At 63.5% G+C, this 13,866-nt stretch carries 15 protein-coding genes; 13 read left to right on the forward strand and 2 right to left on the reverse strand.

Annotated elements, in window-relative coordinates; translation table 11 throughout:
* Nucleotide 1: 1 nt before the first annotated feature.
* Entirely contained in the window at nucleotides 2-733 is a 732-nt protein-coding gene (gene rph, locus ISS97_RS06010) for a ribonuclease PH (RefSeq protein ID WP_379987156.1), read from the reverse strand.
* An 84-nt stretch (nucleotides 734-817) separates the two neighbouring features.
* On the opposite strand from rph, the gene ISS97_RS06015 reads away from it, so the two are divergent.
* The 7 genes from ISS97_RS06015 (at nucleotide 818) to ISS97_RS06045 (ending at nucleotide 6,086) form a co-directional block, all read left to right on the forward strand.
* Nucleotides 818-1,678: a YicC/YloC family endoribonuclease gene (locus ISS97_RS06015; RefSeq protein ID WP_379987155.1), complete on the forward strand. Its 861-nt coding sequence runs from the start codon at nucleotides 818-820 to the stop codon at nucleotides 1,676-1,678.
* Nucleotides 1,675-2,316, forward strand: a complete 642-nt coding sequence (gene gmk, locus ISS97_RS06020) for a guanylate kinase (protein WP_379987154.1) — start codon at nucleotides 1,675-1,677, stop codon at nucleotides 2,314-2,316. Before ISS97_RS06015 ends, gmk begins: the two co-directional genes overlap by 4 nt.
* 212 nt (nucleotides 2,317-2,528) lie before the next feature.
* Entirely contained in the window at nucleotides 2,529-3,362 is an 834-nt protein-coding gene (locus ISS97_RS06025; RefSeq protein WP_379987153.1) for an ABC transporter ATP-binding protein, read from the forward strand.
* Nucleotides 3,359-4,132, forward strand: a complete 774-nt coding sequence (gene mlaE, locus ISS97_RS06030) for a lipid asymmetry maintenance ABC transporter permease subunit MlaE (protein WP_379987152.1) — start codon at nucleotides 3,359-3,361, stop codon at nucleotides 4,130-4,132. The genes ISS97_RS06025 and mlaE overlap by 4 nt, the downstream gene beginning before the upstream one ends.
* Nucleotides 4,133-4,180: 48 nt before the next feature.
* A complete protein-coding gene (mlaD, locus tag ISS97_RS06035) occupies nucleotides 4,181-5,053 on the forward strand; it encodes an outer membrane lipid asymmetry maintenance protein MlaD (protein ID WP_379987151.1) in 873 nt (290 codons plus the stop codon).
* A gap of 53 nt (nucleotides 5,054-5,106) precedes the next feature.
* On the forward strand, nucleotides 5,107-5,778 hold the full coding sequence (locus ISS97_RS06040) for an MlaC/ttg2D family ABC transporter substrate-binding protein (protein WP_379987229.1): 672 nt from the start codon (nucleotides 5,107-5,109) through the stop codon (nucleotides 5,776-5,778).
* A complete protein-coding gene (locus ISS97_RS06045; RefSeq protein ID WP_379987150.1) occupies nucleotides 5,778-6,086 on the forward strand; it encodes an STAS domain-containing protein in 309 nt (102 codons plus the stop codon). The genes ISS97_RS06040 and ISS97_RS06045 overlap by 1 nt, the downstream gene beginning before the upstream one ends.
* A gap of 52 nt (nucleotides 6,087-6,138) precedes the next feature.
* On the opposite strand, the gene ISS97_RS06050 is transcribed toward ISS97_RS06045, so the two are convergent.
* Entirely contained in the window at nucleotides 6,139-6,969 is an 831-nt protein-coding gene (locus ISS97_RS06050; protein ID WP_379987228.1) for an MlaA family lipoprotein, read from the reverse strand.
* A 200-nt stretch (nucleotides 6,970-7,169) separates the two neighbouring features.
* Here ISS97_RS06050 and rpoZ point away from each other — a divergent pair, with 200 nt between their 5' ends.
* From rpoZ to ISS97_RS06080, 6 genes are all read left to right on the forward strand, one after another.
* A complete protein-coding gene (gene rpoZ, locus ISS97_RS06055; RefSeq protein WP_090449213.1) occupies nucleotides 7,170-7,460 on the forward strand; it encodes a DNA-directed RNA polymerase subunit omega in 291 nt (96 codons plus the stop codon).
* A 133-nt stretch (nucleotides 7,461-7,593) separates the two neighbouring features.
* Entirely contained in the window at nucleotides 7,594-9,762 is a 2,169-nt protein-coding gene (locus ISS97_RS06060; RefSeq protein ID WP_379987149.1) for a RelA/SpoT family protein, read from the forward strand.
* Between the two features lie 74 nt (nucleotides 9,763-9,836).
* Nucleotides 9,837-10,220, forward strand: a complete 384-nt coding sequence (locus ISS97_RS06065; RefSeq protein WP_379987148.1) for a RidA family protein — start codon at nucleotides 9,837-9,839, stop codon at nucleotides 10,218-10,220.
* A gap of 99 nt (nucleotides 10,221-10,319) precedes the next feature.
* Nucleotides 10,320-12,422 carry an ATP-dependent DNA helicase RecG gene (recG, locus tag ISS97_RS06070; RefSeq protein WP_379987227.1) on the forward strand — a complete coding sequence of 701 codons (2,103 nt, stop codon included), beginning with the start codon at nucleotides 10,320-10,322 and terminating at the stop codon, nucleotides 12,420-12,422.
* 88 nt (nucleotides 12,423-12,510) lie between these two features.
* On the forward strand, nucleotides 12,511-13,443 hold the full coding sequence (locus tag ISS97_RS06075; RefSeq protein WP_379987147.1) for a nucleoside hydrolase: 933 nt from the start codon (nucleotides 12,511-12,513) through the stop codon (nucleotides 13,441-13,443).
* A gap of 94 nt (nucleotides 13,444-13,537) precedes the next feature.
* A complete protein-coding gene (locus tag ISS97_RS06080) occupies nucleotides 13,538-13,783 on the forward strand; it encodes a type B 50S ribosomal protein L31 (RefSeq protein ID WP_379987146.1) in 246 nt (81 codons plus the stop codon).
* Nucleotides 13,784-13,866 lie beyond the last annotated feature (83 nt).

The following is a 13,866-nucleotide window of genomic DNA, read 5'->3' on the forward strand; positions in this document are numbered from 1 at the left end:
ATCAATTTTGTTCGAGCGCGGCGCGTTGCGCGGCGACCAGTTCGCTGATGCCCTTTTCGGCCAGGCCGAGCAAGGCGTCCATTTCGTCGCGGCGGAAAGCATGGCCTTCGGCGGTTCCCTGCACTTCGATAAAGCCGCCGCCGTCGTTCATGACGACATTCATGTCAGTGTCGCAATTGGAGTCCTCGGCATAATCGAGGTCTAGCACTGGCAGACCTTGATAGATGCCGACGGAGACGGCCGCCACGGCGCCGAGGATGGGGTTGCGGCGCAGGTTCTCGCGCTTCATCAGCAGGTTCACGGCATCGACCAGGGCCACGTAGGCACCCGTGATAGCGGCGGTGCGGGTGCCGCCGTCGGCCTGAAGCACGTCGCAGTCGAGGGTGATGACGCGCTCGCCCAGGGCCTGGCGATCCACACAGGCGCGCAGGCTGCGGCCGATCAGGCGCTGGATTTCCATGGTGCGACCGCCCTGGCCGCCGCGCGCGGCTTCGCGCTGGGTGCGGCTGGAGGTGGCGCGTGGCAGCATGCCGTACTCGGCGGTGACCCAGCCCTCGCCCTTGCCGCGCAGCCATGGCGGCACACGGTCTTCGACGCTGGCGGTGCAGAGCACGCGGGTGTCGCCAAAGCTCACCAGTACCGAACCTTCGGCATGGCGGGTGTAGTGGCGCTCAATGGTGACGGTGCGCAGCTGGTCGGCGGCGCGGCCGCTAGGGCGGCTGACGGAATTCATGGGATATGAAGGCCTGATTGGGCAAGGCAGGGCGGGAGAGTTTACCATTGCGCCCTTTCAAGCCGTCCGCAGACTCAGGTTTCCATGATCCGCAGCATGACCGCCTACGCTTTCGCCGAGACCGCCGGTCCGGTCGGCACGCTCAGTTGCGAGCTGCGCACGGTGAACCACCGCTACCTGGAGCTCAGCCCGCGCCTGCCGGACGACTTGCGCAATTTCGAGTCGGCCCTGCGCGAACGCATCGCCGCCCGGCTGTCGCGCGGCAAGGTGGACCTTACGGTGCGCCTGCGCAGTGAGGCCAAGGGCGACAGCCTGCAGGTCAATCACGCGGTGCTTGGGCGGCTGTCCGAGCTGGCGCTGGATCTGGAATCGCGCTTTCCCAGTCTGCGCATCGAATTCACCGAATTGCTGCGTTTTCCCGGTGTGATGCAGCAGGCAGAGGTGGATCAGGACACCTTGCAGGCCGCTTTGTTCGGCGTGCTAGACGATGCGCTTGCCGCGCTCACCGCGACGCGTGAGCGCGAGGGCGCCAAGCTGGGCGAGCTGTTGAAGGAGCGCTTGGATGGCATCGAGCGCATCGTCGCCGATGTGCGCGGTTGGATGCCGCAGATCCGCGAAGGCCTGCGTACCCGGTTGGAAACGCGCCTGGCTGACCTGAAGCAGCCGGCCGACCCTGGCCGCCTGGAGCAGGAGCTGGTGCTGCAGATCACCCGCGTCGATGTGGACGAGGAGCTGGATCGTCTCACCACCCATATTTCCGAGGCCCGCCGCGTGTTGGGCTTGAAGGAGCCGGTCGGCCGTCGCCTGGATTTCCTGATGCAGGAATTCAATCGCGAGGCGAACACGCTCGGTTCCAAGTCGATCGATGCGCGCAGCACCAATGCGGCGGTGGAGCTGAAAGTGCTGATCGAGCAGATGCGCGAACAGGTGCAGAACATCGAATGAGTACGCCTGCTTCCGACGCTGGCACGCTGGAAGGCACCCTGTTCGTGGTGGCGGCGCCTTCGGGTGCGGGCAAATCCACCCTGGTCAATGCGCTGCTCGAGCGTGAGCCGGCGATTTCGCTGTCTGTGTCGCACACGACGCGCCCGCCGCGTCCGGGCGAGGAGTATGGGCGGCACTATTACTTCGTCGAGCGCGTGGAGTTCGAGCGCGAGATTGCCGAAGGCATTTTTCTCGAGCACGCCGAAGTGCATGGCAATCTCTATGGCACCTCGCGCACTACGGTGGCGGAGTTGCTATGCCAGGGTAAGGATGTGCTGCTGGAGATCGATTGGCAGGGTGCGCGGCAGATCCGCAAGAGCAAGCCTGACTGCGTCAGCGTATTTATCCTGCCGCCATCCCGGATAGAGCTGGAGCGGCGGTTGCGCGGCCGCGCGTCGGACAGCGCCGAAGTGATCGAGCGCCGGCTGCACAATTCGCGTGAGGAAATCGCGCACGCGCATGAGTTCGACTACATCATCGTCAACGATCGTTTCGAGGATGCGCTGGGCGACCTGCAATCGATCGTGCGCGCGGTACGCCAGCGAAGTGCCCTTCAGTGGCGCCGGCATGAGACGCTGATCGCCGAACTGCTGGCCTGACGACCTCGTGGGTAGGAGCCCACCCTGTGGGCGACTCATGGTGGCAACCACACTTCGTCGGTTGGTCGCGCACAGGGTGCGCTCCTACATAGATGATTTATGTCCGGATGTATGTGGGCATGAACCGTCGCCAAGCGGCAAAGCGGCGCCTCGCATAGCCTTCGGGGCCGTCTTCGGCTACTTTGATCGCCTTTCGACTGGCCATTCCGCCCATGACTGACTCCGTTCGCGCCAAGCCCGATGACAGCGCCATCGTGCGCGTCCGTGGCCTGACCACGGTGCTCAACGGCAAGACCATTTTCGATGCGCTGGATCTGGATATTCCGCGCGGCAAGGTCACTGCCATCATGGGCCCCAGCGGCACCGGCAAGACCACCCTGCTCAAACACATCACCGGGCAGATGCGCGGCCAGGCTGGTGAGGTACTGGTCGACGGACAGAATGTGGCGACGCTGAGCCGCGAGCAATTGTTCGAGCTGCGTGAGCGCATTGGCTATCTGTTCCAGAACTCAGCCTTGCTGACGGACTTCGATGTGTTCGAGAACGTGGCGTTCCCGCTGCGCCAGCACACCGAGTTGCCGGAAGTGCTGATCCGCAACATCGTGCTTACCAAGTTGCAGGCGGTAGGCCTGCGCGGTGCGGCGAAGCTGATGCCGAGCGAGCTTTCCGGCGGCATGGCGCGGCGTGTGGCGCTGGCGCGCGCGATCGTGTTCGATCCCATGCTGATCCTGTACGACGAACCGTTTGTGGGTCTTGATCCGATCGCGTTGAACCAGGTGCTCAAGCTGATCCGCACGCTCAACCAGACCCTGGGTATCACCAGTGTGCTGGTGGCGCACGAACTGGCGGCGGTGCAGCAGGTGGCGGATCACGTGTACTTGATCGCCAACGGCAAGGTCGTCGCGCACGGCGATCCCAAGACCATCGCCAATGATGGTTCGCCGTGGACGCGGCAGTTCTTTGGCGGCGAGGCCGATGGCCCGGTGCCGTTCCAGTACCCGGCGGGCGACTACGCCACCTCGCTCGGCTTTAAGGGGGGCGCATGAGCGCGCAGCTGGCACGCGACAATATCGTTATCCGATCGCTGCGCCAGATTGGCGAGTGCGCTCTGTTCTTGCTGCAGATTCTGGCTTCCGTACCGCGCAGCCTGAGGCACGTGCGCGAGACGGTGCGCCAGCTGTGGTTCGTCGGTGCGATGAGCCTGATCATCATCATGGTCTGCGGCCTGTTCGTCGGTATGGTGCTGGGGCTGCAGCTGTATGACGTGCTGTCGATCTTCGGTGGTACCTCGGCTACCGGCACGGTGGTGGCTATCGCGATCTACCGCGAATTGGGTCCGGTGGTGACGGCACTATTGTTTGCCGGCCGTGCTGGCACGTCAGTTACCGCAGAGATCGGTCTGATGCGCGCCACTGACCAGATCGCCGCGATGGAAATGATGGCGGTCGATCCTATTGCTTACGTTGTCGCGCCACGTTTCCTCGCTGGCGTGATCGCCATGCCTTTGCTGTGCTGCGTGTTCTGCGCGCTGGGCATTTTCGGCGGTCATCTGGTCGGCGTGAGCTGGCTGGGCATCGATAACGGCACGTTCTGGTCGAACATGACCGCGACCGTGGATCTGGTGAAGGACGTGATCAATGGCGTGCTGTGGAAGAGTGTGGTGTTCGGCGCCGTGGTTTCGCTGATCGCCGTGTACCAGGGTTACACCACGCCGCCGACCAGCGAGGGTGTGGCGTATGCCACGACCCGTACCGTCGTGGCTTCGTCGATCGCCATCCTGGCGCTCGATTTCGTGCTCACCGCGTTCCTGATGTGAGCCCCGAATGACAACCGTATTCCATCACTTCCTACTGAGGATCGTGCCGTGAGCCAGAGACAATCCTATGCCGTCGGCACCGGCCTGTTCATCGTGCTCGGCTTCGCCGCGCTCGGCTATCTCGCCACCCAGACCACCTCTGTGGCCAACACCAGCCGTGGTCCGAGCTATACGGTGGAGGCGCACTTCGCCAACATCGGCCAGCTCAAAGAGCGTGCGCCGGTGAAGGTGGCGGGCGTGCGCATCGGTCAGGTGCAGTCGATCGTGCTCGATCCGGGCAAGGAGACGGCCGACGTGAAGCTGGCCATCGACAAGCGTTACGACAAGATTCCCGATGACTCCGTGGCCACGATCTTCACCAGCGGCCTGCTGGGCGATCAGTACGTGGGTATCCAGTACGGCGGTTCGAGCAAGGCGGTCGCTGATGGCGGCACCCTGGCCCTGACGCGCCCGGCGCAGCAGTTGGAGGAGATGCTCGGCAAATTCTTCGGTGCCGGCGGTGCGGCGGACAATCTGTCGGGCAGCTATACCGTCAAGGCGCGCTTCACCAACGTTGGTGCTCTCTCTGTGGGGGCGCCGGTGAAGATGGCTGGCGTGGCTATCGGCAGCGTGCAGTCGGTGAAGGCCGATCCGGTGAAACTGGACGCCGAAGTGGTGCTGGCCATCGACAAGAAATACAGCCAGATTCCCGACGATTCGGCCGCGGCGGTGTTCACCAGCGGTTTGATCGGTACTCAGTATGTTGCGATCCAGCCCGGCGGCTCGCCGGACATGCTCAAGAACGGTGACGAGTTGGTGTTGACGCAGTCGGCCCTGCAGCTCGAAGACCTGATCGGCAAATTCCTGGTCAACGGCTCGCCCAGCGACAAGAAGCCCGCCGACAACGCCAGTTCTTCCAATCCCCCGGCCGGCAAGCATTGAGCCGGCCTTCCCCAAGGTTGATCCCAGGCCGATTTTTAGGAGTGTCCCCCATGATGTTGCGTAGTCTGGCTCTTGCCACCGCCATCGCTTTCAGCGGCGTGATCGCCGCACCGGTTTTCGCTCAGGACGCCGCCCAGGCGCCTGCCGCGGGTCAGTCTCCTGTGCAGGTGGCGCAGAGCATTGTCGACCAGCTGGGTAATGCCATCGATGGGCATCAGGCCGAGCTGAAGAAGGATCAGGAGAAGCTGATCTCGGTCATCGACGACGTTTTTCTTCCGCATTTCGACATCGATTACGCCTCGATCCTCGTCCTCGGCCAGCACGCGCGCGAAGCCTCGCCGCAGCAGCGCGAGCGCTTCGCCAAGGCGTTCTACAACTCCATTACCCATCGCTATGCCGAGGGTCTGGTCAACTACACCCGCGGTCGCGTGAAGGTGTTGCCGTTCAGTGGCGACCTCAATGACAAGCGCACGGTGGTACGCACCCAGGTGGTGCTGGACGACGGCAAGACCGTGGCCGTGGATTACGCTTTCCGCAAGAGCCGCACCGGCGACTGGAAGGCTTACGACGTGATCATCGAAGGCATTTCCTACGTTACCAACTATCGCAACCAGGTCGATGCCGAGATTCGCAAAGTGGGCCTCGACAAGCTGATCACGAACCTGGAGACCCAGGGCTCGAAGGCGCTGGAAACGCTGGAAAAGGACAGCAAGGCCACGCAGTGATGACGACAGCCCCAAGCGCTTCGTTCCAGTTGAACGCCGCTGCACCGGATACTTTGAGCGTATCCGGTGCGTTGACGTTTGCCACGGCGGCGAATGCGCTGTCGGCGATCACTGCCGCGGTGGCGGGTAATGGCCATACGCAGCTCGATCTGGCTGGCGTCCAGCACAGCGACAGCGCGGGTCTGGCCTGCGTGCTGGCGGTGCTGTCCAAGGCGGTAGAGCAGGGGCGCCGGCTTCATGTGCGCAATGTGCCCGAGGGCATGCGTGTGCTGGCGCAGGTCTGCGAGGTGGATTCGCTGCTGGCGTAAAGGCTGGCGGTGGGACATGAAAAAGGGGCCTTGCGGCCCCTTTTTCGTATCTTCAGTTCTTGGTCGGTTGCGGCTGCTCGGACTGACTCTTTTCCCATTTGTGCTGCTCGTCCAGCAGTTCCTCGGGATCGAAGTTCTTGTCCTTGAGGCCCTGCATCTGCTCGATCACATCGGTGGGCGGGTTGCCGTCGTAGATCTGGTAGATGCGCTGCTGGCGATAGGCGTCACGCAGGAAGGCGTACGGATCGTAGGCCGATTGCAGGAAACTCTCCGCGTCGATGGCACGGGCGCGCAACGTGACCAGGTACAGCACCGACGGCAGGTAGTACTGGCCAGCCTTGAAGCTGTGGTTGCGCGAGTAGTAGCTCAGCGGATCGAAGAAATAGCTGTCCACCGGCAGGCGCCATACGTCGCGCACCGTGGTGGGGCCGATCAGCGGCAGCATCAGGAAGTCGCCCTCCGGCACGCCCCAGCGGGCGAGGGTGATGCCGAAGTCGTTGTCTTCCAGCGGCAGGCCCAGCTGGCTGGCGGGATCGAAGAAGCCGCCGATGCCCAGCGTCAGGTTGACCAGGAAGCGCCCGGTACTGCGCGCTGCCTGCATCGGGCGAGCCTGTAGCAGGTCGTTCGCCACGGTGATCGGCATGCGGATATTGGTGAAAAAGTCGCTCACCGCACGGCGTACCGGCGGATTGGTGACCTTACGGTAGCCCACCGCCACCGGACGGATCACGGCCTTATCGACCGAGTCGTTGAAGGCGTAGACCTTGCGGTTGAACTGTTCGTGTGGATCGTCCGTGCGCGGTTTGGCGATGCTGCAGCCGGCCAGAAGCGCCACGGCCAGCAACGGCAGGCAGCGCAGGGAAAGTCGAATAAGGGACTGCATCGGCATCAAGGGGTCCGCTGGGGTGCAAAAAGTGTACTTCCTAGTACTTGAATTGTGTACCGTCCGGCAGTCTGGCAGCTTGGCCGGCTGGCGCTGCAGGCCTGCTGAACCGCGCATCATACGGGCATGCTGCATTGCCAGCAAAGCACACGATAGCTACACTGGTGACCTATAAGTCGTTTATTCCCTAAGGATTTCACATGGCACGCATTACCGTGGAAGACTGCCTCGAGGTGGTCGACAACCGATTCGAATTGGTGTTGATGGCGACCAAGCGCGCCCGCCAGCTCTCCAAGGGTGCCGAGCCGGCGGTCAATCCCGACCATGACAAGCCCACCGTACTCGCCCTGCGCGAGATCGCGGATCGCCGCATCGACCAGGCCACCATCGACGAGATCGACAAGGCCGAGCGCGAGCGTGCTGAGCGCGAGGCGTTGGAATGGGCTGCGGCTGAGGTCGATGACGACCTTTCCAAGGGCGGTGACGACTGATGGATGGCGCCGGCTGTAAACGATGCTCCGTGCGCGCCGGCTCCGCCGGCGCCAAGCGATGGTGCGTCGAAGCCGGCCTTCTGCAGTCCCTGCCGCATTGTGAGGTGGCTGCCTGAGCGGCGGCCAACCTACCATGCCGGCGGCCACGCATCCCGAGACTGTGGATACGTCGGCCCTGCCACCCTATGTGCTGGCCCTGAAGGAACGCGTGGCCTACCTGCCCGAGCCTCAGGTGATGCGCGTGATCCGCGCCTACGAGGTTGGCGCGCAGGCCCATGAGGGGCAGGCGCGCAAAAGTGGCGAACCCTATATCACCCATCCGGTTGCTGTGGCCGGCATCCTCGCCGAGCTGGGTCTGGATGCCGAGACCATCATCGCGGCGATCCTGCACGACACGCTCGAAGACACCGAGCTGAGCCGCACTGAGCTTGCCAGCGAATTCGGCGAGACCGTGGCCGAGCTGGTCGATGGTGTCACCAAGCTGGACAAGATGCGCTTCAGCAGTCGCCAGGAGGCGGACGCGGAAAGCTTCCGCAAAATGCTGTTGGCGATGGCGCGCGATCTGCGCGTGATCCTGATCAAGCTGGCCGACCGTCTGCACAATATGCGCACGCTGGGTGCGAAAGATGCGCCATCGCGCCGCCGTATTGCGAGCGAGACGCTGGAGATCTACGCGCCTATCGCGCAGCGCCTGGGCATGAACAAGTTCAAGGCGGAGCTGCAGGACCTGGGCTTTCGTGCATTGCACCCGGACCGCTATCGCGTGATCAGCGAGCGCATCCGCGCTGCGCTGGGGAATCGTCGCGAGGCCATGGGCAAGATCGAGGCGGCACTGTCCACGCGCCTCACCGCCGAACATATCGGTTCGAAGGTGATCGGCCGCATCAAGTCGCCGTGGAGCATCTATTCCAAGATGCGCAATGAGCACAAGAGCTTCGCGCAGTTGATGGATGTCTACGGTTTCCGCGTGGTGGTGGACAACGCGATGAGCTGCTACATGGCGCTGGGCGCAGTGCACTCGCTGTACAAGCCGGTGGATCGCCGCTTCAAGGATTTTATTGCCATTCCGAAGGCCAACGGCTACCAGTCGCTGCACACCGTGTTGCTCGGGCCGTTCGGGGCGCCGATCGAAGTACAGATCCGCACGGCGGAGATGGATTCGGTGGCCGAGCGCGGCGTAGCCGCGCACTGGGCTTACAAGACCGACAGCGGTCCGGCCAACAGCGCGCAGGCGCGGGCGCGCGAATGGCTGTCGTCGCTGGCCGATAGCCAGGCGAACACGGCGTCGTCGTCCGAGTTCATCGAGAACGTCAAGATCGATCTGTTCCCGGACGAGGTCTATCTGTTCACACCGCGCGGCGACATTCTCTCGCTGCCGCGCAATGCGACCGCGCTCGATTTTGCCTATGCGGTGCACACCGATGTGGGTGATCACGCGGTAGCTGCGCGCGTGGACAAGAAACTGTTGCCGCTGCGCACGAGGCTCGAATCCGGGCAACTGGTGGAGATCATCACCGCGCCGTCCGCCGTACCGAATCCCGCCTGGCTGGAATCGGTAGTTACCGGCAAGGCGCGCACTGCGATCCGTCAGTATCTGAAACATCTGCAGCACGAGGATGCCGTGGACTTCGGCCACCGCATGCTTGACCGCGCGCTCGACGCGCAAGGCAGCAGTCTCGATGCGATTCCGGCCGCGGTGCTGGATCGTTTCCTGGAGGCGTCCAAGCTCAAGCGTCTGGAAGAGCTGCTTTCCGACATCGCCCTAGGCAACCGCATGCCGGATGTCGTCGCTGGCCAGTTGCTGGCAGCGCGCGGCAAGCAGAAGGGTGGTGCTGCGGTACAGGCGCCACATGTGACGGAGAAGATCCGCATCACCGGCGCCGAGCGTGGTGTGTTGAGCTTTGGCAACTGCTGCCATCCGCTGCCGGGCGACGAGATCATTGGTTATCTGTCGTCGGGCAAGGGCATCGTGGTGCACCGGGTCGAATGCCCGAACGTGGTGGAGCTGCGCAAGTCGCCGGAACGCTGTGTTGCGATTGAATGGGATCGCGACGTGCAGGGTGACTATCGCGCCGAATTGCGCATCGAGGTCATCAACCGTCCGGGCGTGCTGGCCACGGTGGCTGCCGCGATCGCCGCAGCCAACTCGAACATCGAGAACGTGGAGTATGTCGAGCGCGACGCCGCGGCGGCGACCCTGCTGTTTGCGCTGGAAGTGAAGAACCGCAAGCACCTGGCCGATGTGATCCGGCGCGTACGGCGCACCGGCGTAGTCAGCGGCGCCTATCGCTATCCGCTCTGAGCAAAGGGCGAAATCCCCTTACACTTCACTCTTGGCCGTTTGCGCAGCAAACGAACTTACCCAGGAGTCCTCATATGTCCCGCAGCATCATCACCACCGACAAGGCCCCGGCAGCCATCGGTCCTTATTCCCAGGCGGTGCGCGCCGGCAACACGGTGTATTTCTCCGGGCAGATCCCGCTGGATCCGGCCACCGGCACTCTGGTCGACGGCGATATCGCCGCGCAGACCCGCCGGGTGTTCGATAACTTGAAGGCGGTGGCTGAGGCGGCAGGCGGTTCGTTGGCGAAGATCGTGCGCGTAGGCATCTATGTCACCGACCTGGCGAACTTCGCTACCGTGAACACCGTGATGGCCGACTATTTCCAGGCGCCCTATCCGGCGCGCTCCACCATCGAAGTCTCGGGTCTGCCGAAGGGCGCCGAGGTGGAGGTGGATGCGGTAATGGTGCTGGACTGATCCAGCTATCCGGCCGGCGCTGACGCGGATTGCCGCAGCGCCGGCTACGCGAGCGCCATGTGCTCGGGTAGGCTTGCGGCAATGTCCATTTCAACTGACATGCCATCTGACAAGCTTCTTATCGCTGACGCTGCCGGCTTGAGGCCGGTCGGCTCGCTACCCGGTATCGGGCCGGCTCTGGCCGATGCGCTGTCGCGGCTGGGGCTCGAGCGTGTGCAGGACCTGTGGTTCCACCTACCGTTGCGCTATGAGGATCGCACGCGCATCAGCACCATCGCTGAGTTGCGCGCTGGCGATCGGGTGCAGGTGCAGGGTGTGGTGGAGGCGGTCGAGCGCGGTTTTCGCTATCGGCCGCAGCTGAAAGTTGCCGTCAGTGACGACTCGCGGCAAACGCTGCTGCTGCGCTTCTTTCATTTTCATCGCGCCCAGGTCGATCAGTTGCAGCCTGGTCGCCGCTTGCTGATTTATGGCGAAGTGCGTCTTGGCTCGCAGGGGCTGGAAATGGTGCATCCGCAATATCAGCGCCTGGCCGATGACGCGGAACCTGCGATGGAAGATCGCCTCACGCCGGTGTATCCCACCACTGAAGGCTTGGGCCAGAAGCGCATTGCTGGTGTGATTGCCAAGGCGCTGGCGTTGCTTCCACCCGCGGAGCAGCTGGAGTTGATACCTCCGGAGCTGGCTGCGGCCCACGGGCTCACCTCGTTGCGCGATGCCTTGCTATACGTCCATCGGCCGCCGGCAGATGCGCACGTGGAGCAACTCACGCTCGGCCGCCATCCCGCGCAGCAGCGCCTGGCCTTCGAGGAGCTGCTTACGCAGCATCTGAGCCTCAAGCGGATGCGTGCGGCGGTGCGTCGCCGGCATGCGCCGGCACTGGGCGGCGATGGCACGCTGCGCAAGCAGTTATTGAACGGCTTGCCGTTTGCTTTGACCGGTGCGCAGCAGCGCGTATCGGACGATGTCGCCGTCGATATCGCGAAGTCACGTCCGATGCTTCGTCTGGTGCAGGGCGATGTGGGCAGTGGCAAGACCGTGGTCGCTGCATTGGCTGCGCTGGCCGCAGCGGAGACGGGTTATCAGGTCGCATTGATGGCGCCTACCGAATTGCTGGCCGAGCAACATCTGCGCAACTTCCGTCATTGGTTGCAGCCGTTGGGTGTCGAGGTTGAGTGGCTTGCCGGAAAGGTCACGGGCAAGGCGCGGCAACAAGCCCTCTCTCGCGTCGCTTTGGGTGCGCCGATCGTCGTGGGCACGCACGCGTTGATGCAGGAGGGCGTGGCTTTCGCGCGGCTCGGATTGGTCATCGTGGACGAGCAGCATCGCTTTGGCGTGCAACAGCGCCTTGCCTTGCGCGACAAGGGGCTGGAGGGCGATCAGGTGCCGCATCAATTGGTGCTCACCGCCACGCCGATCCCGCGCACGCTGGCGATGAGCGCGTATGCGGATCTGGATGTTTCCTCCATCGACGAGCTGCCGCCAGGAAGAACGCCGGTACAGACCATCGCCATTTCCAATGCGCGCCGTGTCGAGGTGATCGAGCGGATCCATGCGGCCTGCAGTGAGGGGCGGCAGGTGTACTGGGTGTGTACCTTGATCGAGGAGTCCGAACAGTTGCGCGCGCAGGCGGCCGAGGTGGCGCATGCCGAGCTATCCGCGGCGCTGTCTGACTGCAAGGTGGGTCTGATCCACGGCCGCATGAAGCCGAAGGAAAAGCAGGCGGTGATGGATGCCTTCACGGCGGGCGAGCTGGCCGTGCTGGTGGCAACGACAGTGATCGAGGTCGGCGTGGACGTGCCCAATGCCAGCCTGATGGTGATCGAGAACAGCGAGCGGCTGGGCTTGGCCCAGCTCCACCAGCTACGCGGGCGGGTGGGGCGAGGCGCTGTCGCCTCTAACTGCGTGTTGCTTTACCAGCCGCCGCTGGGCCAGCTTGCACGCGAGCGCCTGCAGGTGATGCGAGACACCAATGACGGCTTCCGCATTGCCGAGAAAGATTTAGAGCTGCGTGGCCCGGGTGAAGTGCTCGGCACGCGCCAGACCGGTCAGCTCAGTTTCCGCATCGCCGATCTGTCCCGCGATGCGCATTTGCTGCCTGCCGTGCAGCAGGTAGGAGCGGAGATGCTGCGGCACCATGCGAAGCGTGCCGAGCAGTTGATTGAACGCTGGGTGGGCGGTGCCGCGCGCTATGCACACGCGTGAGGCGGAACTGCACTGCCTGCCACTTCCTTGTTGCCTGTTCCCCGTTCCCTAATCCCAATAAGCTACATGGCTCACCCAAGGAGCCTTCATGACCAAGCCGCAACTCCTCATCGATACCGATCCGGGCGTGGACGACGCGCTGGCTATTCTCATGGCGCATGCGCATGCCGATATTGCTGGTCTCAGCATTGCGGCCGGCAACGTAGGACTGGAGCACACCGTGCGCAACGCCCGTACGTTGATGGACCTGGTGGGCGGGGCGGCGCCGGTGTTCGGCGGTTGTCCGACACCGCTGGTGCGCGCGCCGGAGGAAGATGCGGCATTCGTGCACGGCATGGACGGCTTCGGTGACGTTGGTTTTCCCGAGCCCAAGGTCACCGCGTCTGACGAGCAGGCCGCCCTGGCGTTGTTGCGCCTGACCCGCGAGCGTCCCGGTGAATTGACCCTGGTCGCGTTGGCGCCACTCACCAATGTCGCGCTGGCCCTACGGCTTGATCCCAGTCTGCCGCAACGCGTAAAGCGTTTGGTGGTGATGGGCGGTGCGGTGACCGGTCATGGCAATACCGGCAAGATACCTGCCGAATTCAATATCGGCTTCGATCCCGAGGCGGCGCATGTTGTGTTCGAGGCCTTCCCGCATTTCGATCTGGTCGATTGGGAAGCGACGCTCCGTCATGCCTTGGACGAAACCGAGTTCGACGGCTGGCTCGCGGCCGGTGATCATCGTGCGGCGTTCTTCGGGCAGGTGTTTCGCACGGCGCGTTCGTTCAATGCGAAGAGCAAGCGGCGCGGCATCATCGCGGCGGACGCGCTGGCCATGGCGGTGGCGATCGATCCCTCTATCGTTACCCGCAGCGAAGAACGGCATGCGGCCGTGGAGCTGGATGGACGCCTGACCCGGGGCGCCACAATAGTTGACTGGGCGGGGCGCCTGGGACATCGGGCCAATGCCCGGATTGTGCTGGAGGTGGACCAGGCGCGGTTCGCAGCCATGGTGAGACGGGCGCTGGGCGCTGCTTGAGGCCCGCGGTATCGACAAGTCCCTGACCGACTTGCCAATGCAGGCCAGTCGTCGTTACAATGCCGCTCTTTTCACCCACCGCTTTGAGTCCGTCATGAAGCCCGATACCCATCCGAATTACCGCCCGGTGGTGTTCCAGGACCTGTCGTCCGACTTCGCGTTCCTTACGCGTTCGACGATTGCCACCAAGGAAACCGTCAAGTGGGAAGACGGCAACGAGTACCCGCTGATCAAGGTGGATATCTCGAGCCATTCGCACCCGTTCTACACCGGCAAGCAGAAGACGCTGGACGTGGGCGGCCGCGTCGACAAGTTCCGTCGTCGCTACGCGCAGAAGTAATTCGCGCTAGACGCGTTCGCCAGGCCTGACGGTCCGGCGTTCTGTCATACGGACATGGGGCGAGCGTGAGCTCGCCCCATGTT

It is taken from the genome of Dyella koreensis, assembly GCF_044904565.1.
Lineage (GTDB): Bacteria > Pseudomonadota > Gammaproteobacteria > Xanthomonadales > Rhodanobacteraceae > Dyella_D > Dyella_D koreensis.